Genomic DNA, 20,728 nt, shown 5'->3' with positions numbered 1-20,728 from the left:
TCAGTTGGTGACGAGCACCTTGAGAGCGGTGCGTTCGTCCATCGCCTTGTAGCCGTCGGGGACGCCGTCCAGGTCGACGGTCATGTCGAAGACGGGCGAGGCGTCCACGGTGCCGTCCAGGACGTCGGGCAGCAGCTCGGGGATGTACGCACGCACCGGTGCGACGCCGCCGCGCAGCGCGATGTTCCGGTCGAACATGACCCCGAGGTCGACACCGGTGCCGCTGCCGTGCGGCACGCCGACCCAGCCGACGGCGCCGCCGTCGCGGGCGATGTTGATCGCCGTACGCATCGACTGCTCGGTGCCGACGGCCTCGACGACGGCGTGGGCGCCCTGGCCGCGGGTGAGCTCACGGACGGCCTCGACGGCCGCGTCCCCGCGCTCGGCGACGACGTCGGTGGCGCCGAAGCGGCGCGCGATGTCCGTACGGTCCTGGTGGCGGCCGAGCGCGATGATCCGCTCGGCGCCGAGCCGCTTGGCGGCGAGCACGGCGCACAGACCGACGGCTCCGTCGCCGACGACGGCGACCGTGGCGCCCGGGCGGGCTCCGGCGCCGAGTGCCGCGTGGTGGCCGGTGCCCAGGACGTCGGACAGGGTCAGCAGGGAGGACAGCAGGTGGTCGTCGGAGGCCACCTCCTTGGGCAGCTGGACGAGGGTGCCGTCGGCGAAGGGGACGCGCACGGCCTCGCCCTGGCCGCCGTCGTATCCGACGGAGCCCCAGAAGCCGCCGTGCTCGCAGGAGGTGGTCAGCCCCTCGCGGCAGTGGTCGCAGACTCCGTCGGACCACATGAAGGGCGCGACCACGAGGTCGCCGCGGCGCAGCGTGGTCACCGCGGAGCCGGTCTCCTCGACCAGGCCGGGGGGCTACGCCCCAGAACTCGGCCCGATCCTCCCCCAGTGCCTTAAAGGCCTGGGGGGACCCCCAGCCCCGGCTGCCGGGCCGCGTCGCCGCGGTACGCCCACAGGTCGCTGCCGCAGATGCAGGCCCGCAGCACCCGGACCACGGCGTCGGTGGGCAGCTGCACGACGGGTTCGGGCACCTCCTCCACACGCATGTCGAACGGGGCGTGGATGGTGGTGGCGCGCATGGCGAGGGTCCTTCTCGATACGTCGGTGTGAGTGCGCTCAGGGGGTGGTCGAGCGCATCTCACCGTACGTCGTCGTCGGCTCCGGGCGTGCTTCGAGGGCTCGCAGTGTGCCACTGGCCAGCAGGAACTGCGCGGCGATATACGTGAGCATGATCCAGAGGTCGGGCCGCGGGAGCTGGGGCCAGCCGGCGACACCGCTCGCGATCAGGGTGTCCGAGAGCAGGAACAGCGCACCGCCCAGCCCGGCGACGAGCCCGAACCGGACGGCGGACGCGCACGCCATCGCCGTGAGCAGGACGCTGTAGCCGGCGACGGGCACGCGCAGGTCGGCGGGCAGGTCCGGCCAGAGCAGGACGACGGTGGCGACGAGGGCGGTGGCGTAGGCGGGGACCAGGAGACCGGCACGCGCGCGTGGGCTGCCGTAGGTCTTGAAGAGCGCGAGGTAGCAGACATGGCCGGCCGCGAAGGAGGTCATGCCGGCGAGAAAGGCCGGCTCGGCGTCGGACAGGAGCAGGACGTCGCCGCCCCAGCCGAGGAGGAGTGCGGCGAGGAGGAGCCGCGGGGCACCGCGTACGGCGCAGTAGGCGGCGAGGAGGGGCATCAGAAGGGGCTTGGCGACGGTGTGCGCGGCACCCCATCCGGCCGCCAGGGAGACGAGGTCGGTAACCGCCGCGAGGCCGAAGCAGGTGAGCAGGATGCGTCTCACGCGGCCACGGTCTCCTCGGCCGCGTCCGGCACTGGGGCCGGCGCCCAGCCCGGTCCCCGGAAGACCCGCCCCGCCCGCTCGCGCCAGCTCCGGGCCGCCTTGACGTCCTTGATGATCGCGGCGTACTCGTGGGTGGCCACCTTGATCGGGTTGAACGTGTTGATGTTCTTGGTCAACCCGTAGACGGGCCGGTCGGTCTCCGCGACGAAAGACCCGAAGAGCCGGTCCCAGACGATGAGGATCCCGCCGAAGTTGCGGTCCAGGTAGCCGCCCTGGGAGGCGTGGTGGACGCGGTGGTGGGACGGGGTGTTGAGGACGAACTCGAACCAGCGGGGCATCTTGTCGATGCGCTCGGTGTGGATCCAGAACTGGTAGACGAGGTTCGCCGAGGAGCAGAACGCCAGGGCGGCCGGGTGCACACCGAGGGCGATGAGGGGGACGTAGAACGGCCAGACGGTCAGGGAGGTCCAGGGCTGGCGCAGCGCGGTCGTGAGGTTGAACCTGCGGCTGGAGTGGTGGACGACGTGGCAGGCCCACAGGATGCGGATGACGTGGTGGCCGCGGTGCGACCAGTAGTAGAAGAAGTCCTGTGCGAGCAGCATCAGCGGGACGGTCCACAGGAGGACGGGCACGCGCAGGGGCGTGAGTTCGTAGATCGCCGTGTAGATCGCGACGATCGGGATCTTCCAGAGGAAGTCGAAGACGAGACTGCCCAGTCCCATGCCGATGCTCGTCGCGGCATCCTTCGTCTCGTAGCCGGCCGCGTCCTCGTCGGGATGAACGCGGACGCTGATCATCTCGATGACGGTGAGCAGCACAAAGGCGGGGATCGACCAGACCACGACGTCGGGGAGGTTCGGCATGCGTGCACCGTAGAACCGCTGGTCGGCCACGGCTAGACGTTGTTACCCACAAGTATTACCGGGGGTACGCGCTTGCTTCTTGGCGATCTCCGCCAAGTGCCCCCTCCGTCTGGCCTACGCTGCCCTCTGCCTGGACAGGGGGAGGTCGGGTATGCAGGGGCTCGAAACGGTGCTCGTCCGGCTGGCGTCGACGGTGGCCGCGACGGTCGCGAAGTCGCTGCTCAAGCCGGCATCCGGGGCAGGGCTGGTGAGCGACCCGGTGCGGCCGCTGCCGAAGCCGGCGGCGCCGGAGAAGCTGGCGCGGGTGCTGTCCGGCCGTATCGCGGCGTCGTACGCCTCGCTGCCGGAGCATGAGCGGTTGGCGGCCGTCGCCGCCGTACAGGACACCTTCGCGGCGGCGGGCCCGGTCGACGCGGACCGGTTGTTCGCGGTGGACCTGGATCCCGGGCGTCTGGCGGCCGGACTGCGCCGCCCGGTCGCGGACCTGGCCGAGCGGGCGCGCGAGCTCTACGCCGAGCTGCTGGAGCTGTGCTGCGCCCATCTCGTCGAACAGCTCACCGCCCACCCGTCGTTCGCGGCGCGGGCTGCGGTGGAGCAGACGAGACGGACCGGGCTGATGCTGCGGGACCGGACCGCCGCCGCGCGTCCGGAGGCGGCGGCGCTGGACTTCGAGGAGCGGTACGCGCGCTATCTGACCGAGACGCACGGGCGGCTGGAGCTGTTCGGGCTGACGCTCGGCCGGTCGGGCCGGGACTGGCCGCTGGACACGTCGTACATCAGCCTGGCGGTGAGCGGGGACGGCGGGCGGTCGACGGGTTTCGGGCTCCATCAGGGGCTCGCGACGCTCAAGGCCGAGCAGGCGCTGGAGAGTTCGGACCGGGTGCTGCTGCGCGGGTCCGCGGGTTCCGGGAAGTCGACGCTCGTGCAGTGGCTGGCGCTGAACGCCGCGCGGCGCGGCTTCGGGCCCGAACTGGCCGACTGGAACCGGTGCGTGCCGTTCGTACTGCGGCTGCGGTCCTTCACGGCGGCGGAGTCGCTGCCCCTGCCGGAGGACTTCCTGCGCGCGTCGGGCGTACCGCTGTCGCCCGCGCCGGGCTGGGCCGAGTCGCTGCTGACCCAGGGGCGGGCGCTGGTCCTGGTGGACGGCGTGGACGAGGTGCCGAGCCGGCTGCGCGCCCGTACGGAGGACTGGCTGAAGTCGCTGGTCGCGGCCTTCCCCGAGGCGCGGTACGTGGTGACGACGCGGCCGTCGGCGGTGCCGGAGGACTGGCTGGGACAGCAGGGCTTCGTCGCGCACTCGCTGTTGCCGATGGGGCGGGACGACATCCGGGCGTTCGTCGCCCGCTGGCACGGGTCGGCGCGGCTGGAGTGCCGGGAGGACGGCGATCGGGAGCGGCTGGACACGTACGAGAACTCGCTGCTGCGTGCGGTGAAGACCCGGCGGGATCTGGGGCGGCTGGCGACGAATCCGCTGATGTGCGCCCTGCTGTGCGCGTTGAACCGGGACCGGCGTATGCAACTTCCGCGTGCGCGCAAGGAGTTGTACGACGCGGCCTTGGAGATGCTGCTCGTGCGACGCGACACCGAGCGGGAGATCCTGGGCGTCGAGGGCGTCACGCTCACCCGGGACGAACAGACCCTGCTGCTGCAGAGACTGGCGTACTGGCTGATCCGGAACGGCCAGGTGGAGGCGGCGCGGGACGAGGCCGTCGAGATGATCGACGAGTGGCTCGCGGCGATGCCGCAGGTCGAGGGCGACGCCGGACAGGTGTTCCAGCACCTGCTGATCCGGAGCGGGTTGCTGCGCGAACCGGTGCCGGGTGCGGTCGACTTCGTCCACCGCACCTTCCAGGACTATCTCGGCGCGAAGGCGGCGGTGGAGGCGCGGGACTTCGGGGTGCTGGTGCGCAACGCCCATGACGACCAGTGGGACGACGTGGTGCGCATGGCCGTAGGGCACGCGCGCGTGGAGGAACGGGGGCGGCTGCTACGGCAGTTGCTGCGCCGGGCCGATCGGGCACCGCGGCTTCGGCACCGGCTGGTGCTGCTGGCTGCCGCCTGTCTGGAGCATGCGCCGGAGTTGGAGCCGGAGGTGCGGGCGGAGGTGCAGGGGCGGGCCGGGGAGTTGGTGCCGCCGCGGAGTCTCACGGAGGCCGAAGAGCTGGCGAAGGTCGGGGAGTTGGTGCTGGAGCTGCTGCCGGGGCCCGACGGGCTGAACGAGCGGAGCGCGGGGGCGGTGGTGCGGACGGCGGCGCTACTGAAGGGGGATGCGGCACTTTCGGTGATTTCGCGGTATCGGGAGGACACCCGGACAGGGGTGGCGGACGAGTTGTGCAACGCCTGGGGCTCGTTCGACACACAGGCCTACGCCGAGGAGGTGCTGGCGGGCAGCCGCTGGGACGCCGCCTCCCTTGATGTGCGCACGCCGGAACAACTCCAGGCGCTCCGTCTCCTGCCCAACACCCGGTCGGTGCACTTGATGGGCAACCACACGGACCTAGGACCGCTGCACGCCCTGAGAGAGCTGAAGGACCTGTACCTCAGCAACAACGAGAAACTCAAGGATCTGTCGGCCCTCACGTCCATGACGACGATCAGCAATCTGGGCCTGTTCAACCTGAGCCACGAAACGTCCCTGGAAACTCTGCGGGACATGCCCGAACTCAGGGTCCTAGGTCTGGCCTTTCCGGTCCTCATGGAGAGCGTCGCCGAACTGCCTGTCGGTACTCAGCTCACCATGCTCAGTCTCTTCCCGCAGACCCGATACCTGAGGCTGGACGGCATCGAGCGCTGGCCGCACCTCACATCACTCGGGCTCTCGAGCGCGACGCAGACAGGCGAGATCTCGCGTCACCGCTCGCTCGATTCATTGGCCACTCTGAGCCTCACGGATCTGGACCAGTTGGACCTCGGCTGGATCACGCATCTGACCGACCTGCACACTCTCCGGCTGTTGCGGTGCGACATCCCCCAGGGCCTCGGTGCCCTCCGTGAGCTGCCGGCGCTCAAGTCCCTGATCCTCGACGCCTGCACTCAGTCCGGCGAACCCGTCGACCCGAGTCCCCTCGCCGACCGCGAAGACGTGACCGTCACCCTGGAGGGCGCCGACACCCCCGACTAAACCCCCGCCGCCCCCAACAAGGCCCCCACCGCATACGTGACCCCCATCGCCAACGCCCCGCCCGTCACGTTCCGCACCACCGCCCTGCCGGAAGCCGCCGCCCCCAACCGCGCACTGCTCCACCCCGTCAGCACCAGCGCCCCCAACACCGACACCACGGTCACCGGCACCCGCCACCCCGCCCCCGGCAGCACGATCGCCAGCAGCGGCAGCAGTGCCCCCACCGTGAACGCCAGGAAGCTCGCCCACGCCGCGTGCCACGGATTGGTGAGGGCGTCGGGGTCGATACCGAGCTCCACGCGCGCGTGGGCCCGCAGAGCGTCCCGTTCCGTCAACTGGACGGCCGCCTCCCGGGCCACCTCACGGGTGAGGCCCCGCTCCTCCAGGAGCTCCGTCAGCTCCTCCAGTTCGGCCTCCGGCTGCTCCTTCAACTCCCGCTTCTCCACGGCGAGTGCGGCCTTCTCGGAGTCGCGCTGGGCGGAGACGGACACGTACTCCCCCGCCGCCATCGACAGGGAGCCGGCCAGCAGACCCGCGAGGCCCGCCGTGAGCAGGGCCGATCGGTCGCTCGTCGCGCCCGCCACGCCGACGACCAGGCCGGCGGTGGACACGATGCCGTCGTTCGCCCCGAGGACGGCCGCCCGCAACCAGTTGAGGCGGGCGCCGAGCGCGCCCCCATGGGCCTCGTCATGCGTTGGTTCGGTCACACCGGGAGGATCGCACCGCGGGTACCCGCGGCCCGGTACCGACGCTCCCCGTGAGGGACTGTCAGTCGCGGCCCGTATCCTCATGAACCATGCTCGAAGACTCCACGACCGCAGTGTCCTCCCCCACAGCGTGGCCGACCGCGTACCCCAAGGGATACGCGGTCGTTGACGTGGAGACCACGGGCCTGGCCCGGGACGACCGGATAATCTCCGCGGCCGTGTACCGGCTGGACGTACACGGCGAGGTCGAGGACCACTGGTACACACTGGTCAACCCGGAGCGCGATCCCGGCCCGGTGTGGATCCACGGGCTGACGAGTGACGTGCTGGAGGGCGCGCCCCTCTTCCAGGAGATCGCCGAGGAGTTCTCGGCCCGCCTGGACGGCCGGGTGCTCGTCGCGCACAACGCCGTCTTCGACTGGCAGATGATCGCCCGCGAGTACGCGCGCGCGGCGCGCGAGGCGCCGGTGCGGCAGCGGCTGTGCACCATCGCGCTCTCCAAGGAGCTGGGCCTGCCGCTGCCCAATCACAAGCTGGAGTCGCTGGCCGCGCACTTCGGCGTCGTACAGCAGCGGGCGCACCATGCCCTCGATGACGCGCGCGTGCTCGCGGAGGCGTTCCGGCCGAGCCTCAGGGCCGCGGCCGCGGGCGGCGTACGGCTGCCACTGCACGAATGCCGGCCGCTGACCGAGTGGACGGACCGGGCGGTGCCCCGGCAGCAGCAGCCGAGCTACGGCAGTTACCAGCCCACCAGTTGGCGCCCCGCCCGCAAGAGGCCCGCGTGCCCCTACCCCAACCCCGGGCGGTACGAAGAGGGCAAACCACTCAAGCAGGGCATGCGCATCGCGTTCTCCGGGGACACGTCGATCGAGCGCGACCTCCTGGAGGACCGCGCGATCGAGGCCGGACTGCACGTCGCCACCAGCATCTCCCGGCTGACCAGCCTGCTCGTCACGAACGACCCGGACTCGGGCACGTCGAAGGTGGTCAAGGCGCGGCAGTTCGGCACACCGGTCGTCGACGAGGCGGCGTTCGGACAACTCCTCGGCAACGTGGAGCCGGCGTCGGAGGGATGACCATAAAGCCGTAGAGATGACCGTACGGACGGGTGATTGCCGGGCGACTCGCCCGGCGCCCGCTCGCCCGCGTCGCGTCGACGGCTCACCCTGTGGCCCATGGCGACCTGCGAAGTATGTGGCAACAACTACGGAATGACCTTCGAGGTGCACGCGCAGGGTGCGGTGCACGTCTTCGACTGCTTCTCCTGCGCGATCCACCGCATGGCACCCATCTGCGAGCACTGTCGTGTGCAGATCATCGGTCAGGGCGTCGAGGTCGAGGGTCAATGGTTCTGCGGCGCCCACTGCGCCCGCGCGGAGGGAAAGGTGGGCATCGTCGACCGCGTCTGAGCACCCCCCTCCGGAAACACCCCACGGCCCGAGTTGTACGGTCGTGGGGTGTACCGCTTCCTGTTGTCCCGGCAGTGGGTGATCCTCACGCTGGTCTCCCTCCTCCTCATCCCCACGATGATCAGGCTGGGTATCTGGCAGATGCACCGCTACGAGGAGCGCAGCGCCCGGAACCAGCTGGTCGCCGACGCGCTGTCCGCCGACCCGGTGCCCGTGGAGAAGATGACCTCCCCGGGACACACGGTCACCACGAACGAGCGGTACCACGCGGTGACCGCGAAGGGTCACTTCGACACCGACGACGAGGTCGTCGTCCGCCGCCGCACCAACTCGGACGACGAGGTCGGCTACCACGTCCTGACCCCCTTCGTCCTGAACGACGGCAAGGTCGTGCTCGTCAACCGGGGCTGGATCCCCGCGGACGGCGCGAGCCAGACCGCGTTCCCGAAGGTCCCGGCGCCCCCGAAGAGCGAGATCACCGTCACCGGGCGGCTGATGCCCGACGAGACGACCGCGGCGAGCGGCATCAAGAACCTCAAGGGCCTGCCGGACCGGATGGTCATGCTGATCAACAGCGAGCAGCAGGCGCGGCGCCTCGGCGTCCAGGTACTCGGCGGCTACCTCGCCCAGACCGCGCCCGAGCCGAAGGGCGACACCCCGGAGCTGATGGGCAAGCCCGGCAACGAGGACGCCGCGCTGAACTACGCGTACGCCTACCAGTGGTGGCTGTTCTCCATCGGCGTCCCGATCGGCTGGGTGGTCCTGGTCCGTCGGGAGCTCCGCGACCGGCGGGCGGCGGAGGCCGAGGAGACCACGGAGGAGACGGAACCGGCGACGGTGTAGGGACACCGGAACGAACCCCGTTTCACCCGCCCGGCCCCGCCCCGGATTGCCGCACCGCAGGTCCGGGAACCCGCACTCCGTGCACCCCCGTATCGAGGACTACGCCCTCATCGGCGACGAACAGACCGCAGCCCTGGTCGGCCTGGACGGCTCCGTCGACTGGCTCTGCCTGCCCCGCTTCGACTCGGCGGCCTGCTTCGCCAGACTTCTCGGCGACGAGGAGAACGGCCACTGGCGGATCGCTCCGAAGGGCGCGGACCGGTGTACGAGGCGTGCCTACCGCCCCGGCACCCTCGTCCTGGACACCGAGTGGGAGACGGACGAGGGCACGGTGCGTGTCACCGACCTGATGCCGCAGCGCCACCGCTCCCCCGACGTCGTACGCATCGTGGAAGGTCTCGGCGGCCGGGTCACCGTGCGCAGCACGCTCAGGCTGCGCTTCGACTACGGCTCGATCGTGCCGTGGGTGCGCAGGTCCGGCGGGCACCGGGTGGCCGTCGCGGGGCCCGACTCGACGTGGCTGCGCAGCGAGCCCCCGGTGCGTACCTGGGGCGAGCACTTCGGAACGCACTCCGAGTTCACCGTCGAGAAGGGCGAGAAGGTCGCCTTCGTGCTCACCTGGCACCCCTCTCACGAGCGGCGCCCGCCGCTGATCGACCCGTACGAGACGCTGGAGAGCAGCGTCGCCGACTGGCAGGCGTGGGCGGCCCGCTGCCGCTACGACGGTCCGCACCGGGACGCCGTGGTCCGTTCCCTGATCACCCTGAAGGCGCTCACCTACCGGCCGACCGGCGGCATCGTGGCCGCGGCCACCACCTCGCTGCCCGAGGAGCTGGGCGGGGTGCGCAACTGGGACTACCGCTACTGCTGGCTGCGCGACTCCACTCTCACCCTGGGCGCCCTGGTGTCCTGCGGCTATCTGGAGGAGGCCGAGGCCTGGCGGAACTGGCTGCTGCGCGCGGTCGCCGGCGACCCGGCGGACCTCCAGATCATGTACGGGCTCGCGGGCGAGCGCCGGCTGCCCGAGTACGAGCTGCCGTGGCTGTCCGGTTTCTGCGGCTCCAAGCCCGTACGAATCGGCAACGAGGCCGTGAAACAGCTCCAGCTGGACGTGTACGGCGAGGTCATGGACTCGCTGTCGCTGGCCCGGCGGGCGGGCCTGCCCGCCAAGCCGCACATGTGGTCCCTGCAGAGCGTCCTGCTGAAGTTCCTCCGGTCCTCGTGGCGGCAGCCGGACGAGGGGCTGTGGGAGGTGCGCGGCGGCCGCCGTGACTTCGTCCACTCGAAGGTGATGGTGTGGGTCGCCGCCGACCGCGCCGTGCGTGCCCTGGAGAACTACCCGGATCTGAGCGGCGACGTGGACGGCTGGCGCGCGCTGCGCGACGAGGTGCACGGCGAGGTGTGCGCGAAGGGCTACGACCCCGGGCGGAACACCTTCACCCAGTACTACGGCTCCCGCGAACTCGATGCCTCGCTGCTGCTGATCCCGCGCGTCGGCTTCCTGCCGCCCGACGACCCGCGCGTGGTGGGCACCATCGACGCGATCCGCGCGGAACTGGACCACGGCGGCCTCGTACGCCGCTACAGCGCCGAGGAGACCGCCGTCGACGGACTGCCCGGCGGCGAGGGCACCTTCCTCGTGTGCTCGTTCTGGCTCGCGGACGCGCTGCACATGACGGGCCGGACGAAGGAGGCGCGGGAACTGTTCGAACGGCTCCTGGGCCTCGCCAACGACGTGGGACTACTGTCCGAGGAGTACGACCCGGTGGCCGCCGTCCAGCTCGGCAACTTCCCGCAGGCGTTCAGCCACATCGGTCTGGTGAACACCGCCCTCACCCTGTTCGGGGGCGAGGAGGCAGGATAGGGACCATGGATCTTGGACTGAAGGACCGTGTGTACGTCGTCACCGGAGCCACCCGCGGGCTGGGCAACGCCGCGGCGCGCGAGCTCGTCGCCGACGGGGCGAAGGTCGTCGTCACCGGGCGGGACGAGAAGCGGGCGGTTGCCGCGGCGGGCGAGCTGGGAGCGAACGCCGTCGGAGTGGCCGTCGACAACGCCGACCCGTCGGCGCCGGAGCGACTGATCGCTGCCGCGCGCGAGCACTTCGGGGGCTTCGACGGCATCCTCGTCAGCGTCGGGGGGCCGGCGCCGGGGTTCCTCGCCGACAACACGGACGAGCAGTGGGAGTCCGCGTTCGAGTCGGTGTTCCTGGGGGCGGTGCGGCTCGCGCGGGCGGCTGCCGCCGAGTTGGACGCGGGCGGGGTCATCGGGTTCGTGCTGTCCGGGTCGGTGCACGAGCCGATTCCGGGGCTGACGATCTCCAACGGGCTGCGGCCGGGGCTCGCCGGGTTCGCCAAGTCGCTCGCGGACGAGCTGGGGCCGCGGGGGATTCGGGTCGTGGGGCTGCTGCCGTCTCGTATCGACACGGATCGCGTGCGCGAGCTGGACGGGTTGTCCGCGGATCCGGAGGCCACGCGGGCTGCCAACGAGTCGCGGATTCCGTTGCGGCGGTATGGGATGCCGGAGGAATTCGGGCGTGCGGCGGCGTTCCTGCTGTCGCCGGCCGCGTCCTATCTGACGGGGATCATGTTGCCTGTCGACGGTGGGATGCGGCACGGGTTCTGAGTTCCCTCAACTGACCCTTTCCGCACGGTGCTTGACGCCCGTCAGCCGCACCTCTGCCGGAAGTGACGCCAAGCCCGCCGAATCCCTCGCGTGTGTCAGTGCCTCCGTCGTCAGGTGGTACAGGACCGTCCCCGGATCCGCGTGCGGCTCCAGCCGGAGTCGTACGCGGGCCTCCGGGGCCGTGCGTCGGCCGGTCAGCTGGACCTGAGCATGGGCCACGCCGTCCGACTCCCCCGCCCCGCCCGCGAGTACGCCCTCCAGGGCCCGGCCCCGCAACAGCGCGCCCTCGCCGTCGCCGGTGTCGACGAGGACCTCGGTGAGGCGGTGGCGGCGCAGTACCGCGGTGACCCACCACAGGGCGAGCAGCACGAGGACGGCGAGCACGGCGAGGACCGTCGGCCACCACCAGCCGGCGTCCTGCCAGCGGGTCCGCTCGGAGTCGTCGAGGAGGACGTCGTGCCGGCCGTCGTGGATCCACCAGGACGGCGGGTTCAGGCCGAGTCCGACGGCCAGCGCCGCCCCGCCGACCACGACCAGCACGAGCCCGACCACCCCGATCAGCACTCGGTTGACGGTCCTGAGCACCGCGCTCACCCCTTCCGTCCGCTGCGGGCCACGCGCACCGACAGCGCGGGCGGCCGGACAAGCCCCAGCCCCCTGATCGCTTCGGCGAGCGTGGCGTCCAAGTCGGCGCGTACGTCGTCCAGTTCACGGAAGTGGGAGACCGCGCGGACGTCGGCCTTCGAGCGGCCCATCCGCACCCGTACGGACTGCACGCCGGCGACCTCCATGGCCCGGTCGCGCAGCACCATGGCGGCCGCGTCCCGGTGCAGCCCGGCGCGTACGTCGGCGTGGGCGCGGCGCATCGGCAGCACGGCCCGCAGACCGGGCGTGGCCGCCAGCACGATCAGCCACAGGCCGAGGGCCAGGGCTACGCCGGCGCCGACGAGCACCCAGGTGTCGTCCAGGGGCCGTTCGGCGAGCTGCCGGGCCAGTTCGCGGCGCCAGCTCATGGCCGGCCGGTCGGCGCGGACGCTTGCGATGTCGTACAGGAAGAATCCGGCGACGACCAGGAGCAGCAGGGCGACGATGCCCGCGGGCACGCGCCGTGCCGACCAGAAGCGCCCGTCCCCGCCTCCTTCGCCCTCCAGGACTGGTGGTGGCCCGTAGGCGGCCGCCGAGGCCGCCTGGTCGAGCTGGTCCGTGTCGGCCGCCTTCTCGATGACCGGCAGTCGTTGTGTGGTGCCCTCGGAGCCCTGGGGCTCGCTCATCGCGTCCTCCCCTGTGCCGCGCCGTGTGTCGGCACCGGATGCAGCCGTTCCACCTGGACGGCGACCTCCGGTACCTCCATGCCCACCAACGCGCCTACCCGCTCGACCACTTGATGACGCACCCGACGGCAACGGGCGCCGATGTCGCAGGGGTAGTCGAGTTCGAGATGGAGGCGGATCCGGGCGACGTCGTGGTGGACCACGACGGTGGCGTACGGGGGCGCGGCATCGGCGGGCAGCTCACCGACCGCCTCGCGCGCCGCCTGCGAGGCGATCTTCGCGACGACCCGGTCGGCGATCCGGGTCGCTCCGCGCTCGCCGGGCGCGACGGCGGTCAGGGGTCTGCGCAGCTCGCCGGCCTCGCTGCTCACTGGGGTCACGGTCGTCACGGCCGCCGGTCGCGCCGGTCGTCACGGGTACGGAAGAAGTCGCCGATCTCCAGGTCCCCCTCCAGGAACCGGCCGACGACAAAACCGATGGCGCCCAGCGCCGCCACCAGCAGGAAGGCGCCGAACCCGCCGAAGTACCCGGCGAAACCCAGCGCCATGCCGGCGATCATGCCGACCACAGCCATGCTCATGGTGCCTCCCTTCGTTCTTCGGTCACGGATGCGTCACTGGAGCCGGGACTCCGGCTCCTCGTCCTCTTCGTCCGGCAGCTTCACATCACTCACGGCGATGTTGACCTCGACGACCTCGAGGCCGGTCATACGTTCCACCGCGGCGATGACGTTCTCCCGTACGGCCCGGGCCACGTCGGCGATCGACACGCCGTACTCGACGACGATCTCCAGGTCGAGCGCGGTCTGCACCTCGCCGACCTCGGCCTTGACCCCGCGGGTCACGGACTTCGACCCGCCGGGCACCCGGTCCCGCACCGCCCCGAAGGTACGGCTCAGTCCGCTCCCCATCGCGTGCACGCCGAGGACGTCCCGGGCGGCGAGCCCGGCGATCTTCTCCACGACACCGTCGGCGATGGTGGTCCGCCCGCGGGTCGCCGGGTCCCCGCCACCGCGTTTGACGGTCTTGCGGGGGCTCTGTGCCTGTGGCTCCTTCTCGCCCTCGGGGGCCTGCGCGCGGTTCGGCTCCGTCATGTCGGTCATCGCCGTACGTCCCTTTCGGTCGTCGTCCTTGAACCACCGTAAGTGGGGTTGCGCGTTCCCGCGCCGGGGATGCGGCAGGCTGGAGGAATGACGGCTGAGCGGTGGACGCAGGCGGTACGACATCAGCTGGGGCTCGGCAGACTTCTGCCCCTGGGCGGCCCGAGCGACGGCGCGTGGATCTCCGAGGACGCGGCCGGAGCGGTGCTCCGGCGTTCGGTGGACGAGTTGCGGGACGTACGGCTGGGTCCGGTGCGGATCGGCCTCGCCGACCCGGAGGACGCGGACGAGCCCGTCGTACCGCCTCCGCCGAGCGCGCTGCCGCCCGGACCGCTGCGCCTGACGGCGGAGTTCGAGGCCGCGCCGACGGAGCCACTGCCGACGACGGCGGCACGCGTGCGTGCGGTTCTCTCGACGGCCGCGGCGGAACACCTCGGTCTGGCCCTGGCGGAGGTGGACCTACGGGTGACAGCCCTGCTGGACGAGGGCGCAGAGCCGTCTCCCGTACGGCAGCCCGAAGCGCCGCGTCCCGCGGAGGCCGGCGATGGTGACGAGGGCCGCGCGGCCGCCGCCGCTCTGGAGGTCGCCGGCGTGGCCTGCCTGACCGGCCGCCTGCTGGGCCGGCCGGTGCACATCGGGGAACGGGAGTCCGACGGTGCTCTGCCGCGCCGCCATGTCCGGATCGAACTGGCGGTGGGCGCGGGCCTCCGGGCACTGGACGTGGCCCGGGAGGTCCGCGCGAGGGTGGAGCAGGCGCTACCGGATCACCCGACGGTGGCCGTGCTGGTCACCGCTCATCTGCCTCATTAGCCTCATTCGCCGATGCCGGCGAGGTCCCGCAGCCGTCGGGTCTGAGCCGCCCTTTCGGCGCCGCGCTGCTCGTCGTAGGTGCGGTCCTGTGCGCCGCGCAGCAGCGCCTTGGTCTCGATGACGGCGTCCCGGGGGGCGGCGAGAAGCGCTCCCGCGAGGTCGCGTACCGCGTCGTCGAGCTGGTCCGCCGGGACGGCGAGGTTCGCGAGGCCGGTGCTCACCGCTTCCTCGGCCAGCACGGAGCGCCCGGTGGCGCAGATCTCCAGCGCCCGGGCGTATCCGACGAGGCCCATCAGGGGATGCGTGCCGGTGAGGTCCGGCACCAGCCCGAGGCTGGTCTCGCGCATGGCGAACTGCACGTCGTCGGCGACGACGCGCAGGTCACAGGCCAGGGCGAGCTGGAAGCCCGCGCCGATGGCGTGCCCCTGGACCGCGGCGATGGACACGATGTCGCTGCGCCGCCACCAGGTGAAGCCCTCCTGGAACCCGGCGATGGCAGCGTCGAGTTCGGCGTCGCCACTGCGCGCGAGTTCGATGAAGGACGGCTCGCCCTCGATCCCCTCGGGCGTGAACATCTGCCGGTCGAGCCCGGCGGAGAAGGACTTGCCCTCGCCGCGGAGCACGACCACACGGACGGTGCCCGGCAGCAGCTGCCCGGCTTCGGCCAACGCCCGCCACAGAGCGGGACTTTGGGCGTTGCGCTTGGCCGGGTTGGTCAGCGTGACCGTGGCGATCGCGTCGTCGACGGTGAGCCGGACGCCGTCCTTGTCGAGCAGGGGACCGAGGTCCTGGCCGGGCGAAGCCATAAGGCGCCTCCGATGAGTGCGGTCAGCAGAGCAAAGCTAAGTGACTGCACAGTAACCACCCGGCCGGTCGACTGACCGACCGGGTGGCCACCATCGAAAGCCGATGGCCGCCCGAATCAGGACGTCGCGGCCTTCTTGCCCCGGGTCGCTCCGCCACGCCCACGAAGCGTGACGCCCGACTCGCTGAGCATCCGGTGCACGAACCCATACGAGCGGCCGGTTTCCTCGGCCAGCGCTCGGATGCTCGCACCGGAGTCGTACTTCTTCTTCAGGTCTGCCGCGAGCTTGTCGCGCGCGGCGCCGGTTACCCGGCTGCCCTTCTTCAGAGTCTCGGCCACCCGTGCCTCCTCATGGGAAGTGCGCTCTGGTCCTCTCATGATCACCCCTCCGAGCGTTCATGGCCACCCATTCGGCAAGGTCCGTAAGACACGGTTTTGACGACAGGAGCGAGTCCCCACAAGTGGAATCTGTAATTCCACACAGTGGTGTTCGTTCGGCCGAACGGGTTTTTCTGCGAAGTGCCAGGTCAGGGACGCACAGCGGCCGAGCCCTTGTCGATAAAGGGCTCGGCCGCGAAATTGATGTAGGACACACCTCAGTACGAGGAGATCTCACACAGATGATGGATCACGGATCGGCCGAATGATCCATACGCCGTGGATCACGCCGTGGATCACGCTTTCGATCAAGCGGTACCGGCTCTCGGGCGAGGCTCAGGCGAGAGAGACCAGATCCGCGTAGTCCGCGCCCCACAGGTCCTCGACGCCGTCGGGCAGCAGGATGATCCGCTCCGGCTGGAGGGCCTCGACCGCGCCCTCGTCGTGCGTGACCAGGACGACCGCGCCCTTGTAGGTGCGCAGCGCGCCGAGGATCTCCGCGCGGCTGGCCAGGTCGAGGTTGTTGGTGGGCTCGTCGAGGAGAAGCACGTTCGCCGAGGACACGACCAGGGTCGCGAGGGCGAGGCGGGTCTTCTCGCCGCCGGAGAGGACGCCGGCGGGCTTGTCGACGTCGTCGCCGGAGAACAGGAAGGAGCCCAGGACCTTGCGGACCTCGACCAGGTCCAGGTCGGGGGCGGACGAGCGCATGTTCTCCAGGACCGAGCGCTCCGGGTCGAGGGTCTCGTGCTCCTGGGCGTAGTAGCCGATCTTGAGGCCGTGGCCGGGGACGACCGCGCCGGTGTCCGGCTGCTCGGCACCGGCGAGGAGCCGCAGCAGGGTCGTCTTTCCGGCGCCGTTGAGGCCGAGGATGACCACCCTCGAGCCCTTGTCGATGGCCAGGTCGACGTCGGTGAAGATCTCCAGGGAGCCGTACGACTTCGACAGGCCCTCGGCCGTCAGCGGGGTCTTGCCGCAGGGCGCGGGGTCGGGGAAGCGGAGCTTGGCGACCTTGTCGGAGACCCGTACGGCGTCGAGGCCGGCGAGCAGCCGGTCGGCCCGCTTCGCCATGTTCTGCGCGGCGACCGTCTTGGTGGCCTTGGCACGCATCTTGTCGGCCTGCGAGTGCAGCGCGGCGGCCTTCTTCTCGGCGTTCTGCCGCTCGCGCTTGCGGCGCTTCTCGTCGGCCTCGCGCTGCTGCTGGTAGAGCTTCCAGCCCATGTTGTAGACGTCGATCTGGGCGCGGTTGGCGTCCAGGTAGAAGACCTTGTTCACGACCGTCTCGACCAGGTCGGCGTCGTGAGAGATCACGATGAAACCGCCGCGGTAGGTCTTGAGGTAGTCGCGCAGCCAGACGATCGAGTCGGCGTCGAGGTGGTTCGTCGGCTCGTCGAGGAGCAGCGTGTCCGCGTCGGAGAAGAGGATGCGGGACAGCTCGATACGGCGGCGCTGACCGCCGGAGAGAGTGTGCAGGGGCTGGCCGAGCACCCGGTCCGGCAGATTGAGCGCGGCGGCGATGGTGGCGGCCTCGGCCTCGGCGGAGTACCCGCCCTTGGTGAGGAACTCCGTCTCCTGGCGCTCGTACTGCCTCAGGGCCTTCTCGCGGGTGGCACCCGAGCCGTTCGCGATGCGCTGCTCGTTCTCCCGCATCTTGCGGATCAGGGTGTCCAGGCCGCGCGCGGAGAGGATGCGGTCGCGGGCGAGCACGTCGAGGTCGCCGGTGCGGGGGTCCTGCGGGAGGTAGCCGACCTCGCCGGAGCGCGTGATGGTGCCGCCGGCGGGGATGCCCTCGCCGGCGAGGCACTTGGTGAGGGTGGTCTTGCCGGCGCCGTTGCGGCCGACCAGGCCGATGCGGTCGCCCTTGGCGACACGGAAGGTGGCGGACTCGATGAGGACGCGGGCGCCGGCACGCAGCTCGATACCGGAGGCGGAGATCACGGACAGACTCCAGGGCGGGTTGTTTGGCGGGGTGGACGGCTGAGGACGTTCCCGCCGTCTAATGCGCGAGGAGAATGGCCATGGGCCAAGTCTAACGGGGCCGTGCAAGCATTTTTTCTGTGTGCGGGTGTTCGAGCCGCGCATCACACTGTCCCTCGTTCGGGTCAGCGCCCGGCGCTCGGCCAGGGGGTGCCGGGCGACGATGACGACATGCAGTTCGACGACGACGCCAGGCTGGACACCTCCGAGGTGCAGGACGTGCGCGGCAGCCGCATCCCGGGCGGCAGGGCGACCGTCGGCGGCATCGCCGGGCTGATCACGCTCCTTCTGGGGCTCTTCCTCGGGGTCGGGCCGGACCGGCTCGGGCTCGCCGAGGGGACCGGCCAGCCCGTGGCCACGGTCTCCGCGCTCGCTCAGGTCCAGCAGAGCTGCCGTACCGGACAGGACGCGAACACCAAGGACGACTGCCGCGTCGTGGCGGTGGTCAACAGCGTGCAGGACTACTGGGACCAGGAGTTCGAGCGCCGCAGCGGCACGTACACGTCCTCCCCGACGGTCTTCTTCGGTCAGCGGGTGGGCACGGCGTGCGGGTCGGCGAGCACCGCGGTCGGGCCCTTCTACTGCCCCGGCGACCGGAAGGTCTCTCTCGACCTGGGGTTCTTCGACGAGCTGCGGACGACGTTCGGCGCGAGCGGCGGGGCGTTCGCGCAGGCGTACGTCGTCGCGCACGAGTACGGGCACCATGTGCAGGACCTGATGGGCACGCTGAGCCGGTCGCAGGACGGGCGGACGGGTGCGGACAGCAACGCCGTGAAGGCGGAGCTGCAGGCGGACTGCTACGCGGGCGTCTGGGCGCACCACGCGACGACGACGAAGGACGGTTCGCCGGGCGGCCGCTGATCACCAGCCTCACCGACGCCGACATCACCGACGGTCTGGACGCGGCGGCGGCCGTGGGCGACGACCGGATCCAGGAGCGGTTCCAGGGGCGGTTCCAGGGGCGGGTGACGCCGGAGACGTGGACGCACGGGTCGGCCGGGCAGCGGCAGCAGTGGTTCCGGCAGGGCTTCCGGACCGGGGACATGGGGCGGTGCAACACGTTCCGCTGAGGTCGCGGGTCCGCGGTCGGCGGGGCATTGTCAGTGGGCGCTGCAAGACTGGGCAGCAGACGGAATTTCCGGCTTTTTGGTCACAAGGGAGTGATCGACATGGCAGGCACGAGCGGTGGGCGTCCGAGCATCTATCCGACGCTGCTCTACACGGACGCGAAGACGGCGATCAGGCAGCTCACGGAGGCCTTCGGGTTCACGGAGCTCTCGGTGTACGAGGGTGAGGACGGCTCGGTGATGCACGCCGAGCTGGTGCAGGGCAACGGCGCGGTCATGATCGGCTCCAAGGGCACCGGCAGCTCCTTCGACGCGGTGATGAAGGACGCGGGCACGACCGGGGTGTACGTCGTCGTGGACGATGTCGACGCACACCACCGGCGCGCCGTGGAGCACGGCGCGGAGATCCTGATGCCCCCGACGGACCAGGAGTACGGCTCACGGGACTACATGGCCCGGGACGCCGAGGGCAACGTGTGGAGCTTCGGCACGTACGCCCCCGAGATCGGGGGCTGACGGCCCGCTGTCAGCTGCCGCCGGTGTGCACCTGGAAGGCGGCCCGGCGCACGGCCTTCGCGAGGGCCGGGTCGGGGTGCGCCGCGGCGAGCGCGACCAGGACCTGCACGGTGCGGGGGTGACCGACGGCGCGCACCTCGTCCAGCAGCATGGGGACGGTCGGCTGCACCGCGGACTCCAGGTGCCGCACCAGCATCGGTGCCTCGCCGTGGTCGGCGACGGCGGCGGCGGTGTCGACCCACAGCCAGGTCATTTCTTCCCGGGTGAGGACCTCGTGGGCATCCTCCGGGTCGATCCCGTCGTGCTCGGCCAGCCAGAGCAGGGCGTACGGCCGCAGGGTGGGCTCGTCGGCCACGGAGCGGACGTCGGGCTCGGCGGGGGCGCCGACCACGCGCAGCGCCTCGAAGGCGAGGCCGCGCAGCAGGGCGTCGTCGCCGCGGGCGGCGCCGATGAGTTCGGTGACGGCGCTGCCGACGGGGCGGGCGGCGAGCCAGGCGCGGTATTCGGCACGGGCCGCGTTGGGGCGCAGCTGGGCGCAGCCGCGGAGCATGCCCTCGGCGGCCTGCTCGATGTTCCCGGCGGGGCTCTGCGCGGCGACGCAGATCTGCTCCAGCTTGACCCAGACCGCCCAGCTGCCCAGCGGGGTGAGCGTGGCCTGGGCGTCGCCGTAGGTGAGGGCGCCGACGGAGGCGAGGGCCTGCAGGGCCCATTCGAGAAGAGGGGCGAGGGGGGCGAGGGAGATGTCCTCGGTGCTCGGCTCCGGCTGGGGGCCGTAGGGGATCTCGCAGCGCTCGGTGCGCAGCTCGGTGACGCGCTGCTCCAGGAGGTCCAGGAGCTGCTCCACGGGGACGGGGCCGGCGGACAGCTGGAGGAAGGAGAGCACCTGGGGCATGGCCGAGACGACCTCGGCGACGGCGCCGGGCTCGCGGTCGGCGGACTCCGGGTGGGCGAGCGACCAGGCGTCGAAGAGGGCGACCCAGCCGCGCAGCACGGCACTGTCGTCGCGGTCCCAGGCACGCAGCCGCCAGCCGGGGCGGGCGGTGTCGCCGTGCACCTCGACGAGGCCGGCGAGGCGGGCGGTGTCCCAGTCGGCCCGGACCTGAGCCACGGTCAGGCCCAGGTCGCCGGCCGCCCGTTGGGCGGTCTCGTCGGAGAGGGTGCCCTTGCCGTCGGAGTTCGAGCCGTCACGGCCGAGGCGGAGGGCGGCGTCGGCCCAGTGGGCGACGCGGGCCGCTGCGGCCAGACCGGAGCGTGCCATTCTGGCCAGTTCCGCGGGAGCCGGTGTGCCTTCCGGGGGGCGGGGCGCAGGGCGGCGCGGGCGCCGCTGGTTCACGGCTCGGGGGGCGGCGGCCAGGGGTCGCGGGCGGACGAGTCGAAGCCTGGAGTCGCGCGGGATACGGGACGTCACGGGTGCAGTCTTCCGGTTGACGGTCCGAAAACCCAAAC

20 protein-coding genes and 3 pseudogenes are annotated in these 20,728 nt (G+C 71.3%); 9 read left to right on the top strand and 14 right to left on the bottom strand.

Features of this window, described 5'->3' with window-relative positions; all coding sequences use genetic code 11:
- The 4 genes and pseudogenes from IG08_RS54735 to IG08_RS0135720 form a co-directional block, all read right to left on the bottom strand.
- Positions 1-858 (bottom strand): annotated as a pseudogene (locus IG08_RS54735) (zinc-binding dehydrogenase); the annotation flags it as partial.
- A 71-nt stretch (positions 859-929) separates the two neighbouring features.
- Positions 930-1,088: pseudogene (locus IG08_RS63135) on the bottom strand (IMP dehydrogenase); the annotation flags it as partial.
- Between the two features lie 37 nt (positions 1,089-1,125).
- On the bottom strand, positions 1,126-1,794 hold the full coding sequence (locus tag IG08_RS0135725) for a lysoplasmalogenase (protein WP_030612546.1): 669 nt from the start codon (positions 1,792-1,794) through the stop codon (positions 1,126-1,128).
- Positions 1,791-2,657: a sterol desaturase family protein gene (locus IG08_RS0135720; RefSeq protein ID WP_030612543.1), complete on the bottom strand. Its 867-nt coding sequence runs from the start codon at positions 2,655-2,657 to the stop codon at positions 1,791-1,793. The genes IG08_RS0135725 and IG08_RS0135720 overlap by 4 nt, the downstream gene beginning before the upstream one ends.
- A 151-nt stretch (positions 2,658-2,808) precedes the next feature.
- Between IG08_RS0135720 and IG08_RS62580 the strand changes: the two genes are divergently transcribed.
- Positions 2,809-5,778 carry an NACHT domain-containing protein gene (locus IG08_RS62580; RefSeq protein ID WP_052425005.1) on the top strand — a complete coding sequence of 990 codons (2,970 nt, stop codon included), beginning with the start codon at positions 2,809-2,811 and terminating at the stop codon, positions 5,776-5,778.
- Here IG08_RS62580 and IG08_RS0135710 read toward each other — a convergent pair.
- Positions 5,775-6,485: a VIT1/CCC1 transporter family protein gene (locus tag IG08_RS0135710; protein ID WP_030612537.1), complete on the bottom strand. Its 711-nt coding sequence runs from the start codon at positions 6,483-6,485 to the stop codon at positions 5,775-5,777. The genes IG08_RS62580 and IG08_RS0135710 overlap by 4 nt on opposite strands.
- Before the next feature lie 89 nt (positions 6,486-6,574).
- On the opposite strand from IG08_RS0135710, the gene IG08_RS0135705 reads away from it, so the two are divergent.
- The 5 genes from IG08_RS0135705 (at position 6,575) to IG08_RS0135685 (ending at position 11,362) form a co-directional block, all read left to right on the top strand.
- Positions 6,575-7,561 (top strand): DEDDh family exonuclease, encoded by a 987-nt coding sequence (locus tag IG08_RS0135705; RefSeq protein WP_030612534.1) that lies wholly within the window; start codon positions 6,575-6,577, stop codon positions 7,559-7,561.
- A 99-nt stretch (positions 7,562-7,660) separates the two neighbouring features.
- On the top strand, positions 7,661-7,894 hold the full coding sequence (locus IG08_RS0135700; RefSeq protein WP_078655876.1) for a hypothetical protein: 234 nt from the start codon (positions 7,661-7,663) through the stop codon (positions 7,892-7,894).
- A gap of 48 nt (positions 7,895-7,942) precedes the next feature.
- Entirely contained in the window at positions 7,943-8,737 is a 795-nt protein-coding gene (locus tag IG08_RS0135695) for an SURF1 family cytochrome oxidase biogenesis protein (protein ID WP_030612529.1), read from the top strand.
- A 79-nt stretch (positions 8,738-8,816) separates the two neighbouring features.
- Positions 8,817-10,601 carry a glycoside hydrolase family 15 protein gene (locus IG08_RS0135690; RefSeq protein ID WP_030612526.1) on the top strand — a complete coding sequence of 595 codons (1,785 nt, stop codon included), beginning with the start codon at positions 8,817-8,819 and terminating at the stop codon, positions 10,599-10,601.
- 5 nt (positions 10,602-10,606) lie between these two features.
- Positions 10,607-11,362 carry an SDR family oxidoreductase gene (locus tag IG08_RS0135685; RefSeq protein WP_030612523.1) on the top strand — a complete coding sequence of 252 codons (756 nt, stop codon included), beginning with the start codon at positions 10,607-10,609 and terminating at the stop codon, positions 11,360-11,362.
- A gap of 6 nt (positions 11,363-11,368) precedes the next feature.
- Here IG08_RS0135685 and amaP read toward each other — a convergent pair whose 3' ends face one another.
- The 5 genes from amaP to IG08_RS0135660 are packed head-to-tail and all read right to left on the bottom strand — an operon-like array spanning position 11,369 to position 13,735.
- Entirely contained in the window at positions 11,369-11,947 is a 579-nt protein-coding gene (gene amaP, locus IG08_RS0135680; protein ID WP_030612520.1) for an alkaline shock response membrane anchor protein AmaP, read from the bottom strand.
- Between the two features lie 5 nt (positions 11,948-11,952).
- A complete protein-coding gene (locus IG08_RS0135675; protein WP_030612517.1) occupies positions 11,953-12,633 on the bottom strand; it encodes a DUF6286 domain-containing protein in 681 nt (226 codons plus the stop codon).
- Positions 12,630-13,013: an Asp23/Gls24 family envelope stress response protein gene (locus IG08_RS0135670; RefSeq protein ID WP_030612514.1), complete on the bottom strand. Its 384-nt coding sequence runs from the start codon at positions 13,011-13,013 to the stop codon at positions 12,630-12,632. Before IG08_RS0135670 ends, IG08_RS0135675 begins: the two co-directional genes overlap by 4 nt.
- A 5-nt stretch (positions 13,014-13,018) precedes the next feature.
- Entirely contained in the window at positions 13,019-13,213 is a 195-nt protein-coding gene (locus tag IG08_RS0135665; protein ID WP_020121359.1) for a hypothetical protein, read from the bottom strand.
- A 33-nt stretch (positions 13,214-13,246) separates the two neighbouring features.
- Positions 13,247-13,735 carry an Asp23/Gls24 family envelope stress response protein gene (locus tag IG08_RS0135660; protein ID WP_030612507.1) on the bottom strand — a complete coding sequence of 163 codons (489 nt, stop codon included), beginning with the start codon at positions 13,733-13,735 and terminating at the stop codon, positions 13,247-13,249.
- A gap of 87 nt (positions 13,736-13,822) precedes the next feature.
- Here IG08_RS0135660 and IG08_RS0135655 point away from each other — a divergent pair, with 87 nt between their 5' ends.
- The gene (locus tag IG08_RS0135655; protein WP_030612503.1) at positions 13,823-14,542 is read left to right on the top strand and encodes a hypothetical protein; all 720 of its coding nucleotides are present in this window, start codon (positions 13,823-13,825) and stop codon (positions 14,540-14,542) included.
- Between the two features lie 2 nt (positions 14,543-14,544).
- On the opposite strand, the gene IG08_RS0135650 is transcribed toward IG08_RS0135655, so the two are convergent.
- The 3 genes from IG08_RS0135650 to IG08_RS0135640 form a co-directional block, all read right to left on the bottom strand.
- On the bottom strand, positions 14,545-15,348 hold the full coding sequence (locus tag IG08_RS0135650) for an enoyl-CoA hydratase/isomerase family protein (protein ID WP_030612500.1): 804 nt from the start codon (positions 15,346-15,348) through the stop codon (positions 14,545-14,547).
- A 116-nt stretch (positions 15,349-15,464) separates the two neighbouring features.
- Positions 15,465-15,686, bottom strand: coding sequence for a helix-turn-helix domain-containing protein (locus IG08_RS0135645; protein ID WP_010355597.1), 222 nt, complete (start codon positions 15,684-15,686; stop codon positions 15,465-15,467).
- A gap of 375 nt (positions 15,687-16,061) precedes the next feature.
- Positions 16,062-17,660, bottom strand: coding sequence for an ABC-F family ATP-binding cassette domain-containing protein (locus IG08_RS0135640; protein WP_030612495.1), 1,599 nt, complete (start codon positions 17,658-17,660; stop codon positions 16,062-16,064).
- Positions 17,661-17,870: 210 nt separating this feature from the next.
- On the opposite strand from IG08_RS0135640, the pseudogene ypfJ reads away from it, so the two are divergent.
- Both ypfJ and IG08_RS0135630 read left to right on the top strand, forming a co-directional pair.
- A pseudogene (gene ypfJ / locus IG08_RS54730) lies at positions 17,871-18,769 on the top strand (KPN_02809 family neutral zinc metallopeptidase).
- A gap of 99 nt (positions 18,770-18,868) precedes the next feature.
- The gene (locus IG08_RS0135630) at positions 18,869-19,282 is read left to right on the top strand and encodes a VOC family protein (RefSeq protein WP_030612492.1); all 414 of its coding nucleotides are present in this window, start codon (positions 18,869-18,871) and stop codon (positions 19,280-19,282) included.
- Between the two features lie 10 nt (positions 19,283-19,292).
- Here the strand turns inward: IG08_RS0135630 and IG08_RS0135625 are convergent, their stop codons facing one another.
- The gene (locus IG08_RS0135625; protein WP_199820961.1) at positions 19,293-20,690 is read right to left on the bottom strand and encodes a hypothetical protein; all 1,398 of its coding nucleotides are present in this window, start codon (positions 20,688-20,690) and stop codon (positions 19,293-19,295) included.
- Between the last annotated feature and the right edge of the window lie 38 nt (positions 20,691-20,728).

The sequence above is a fragment of the Streptomyces fulvoviolaceus genome, from assembly GCF_000718165.1.
Taxonomy (GTDB): domain Bacteria; phylum Actinomycetota; class Actinomycetes; order Streptomycetales; family Streptomycetaceae; genus Streptomyces; species Streptomyces fulvoviolaceus.
This window is presented reverse-complemented; position numbering and strand designations above follow the sequence as displayed.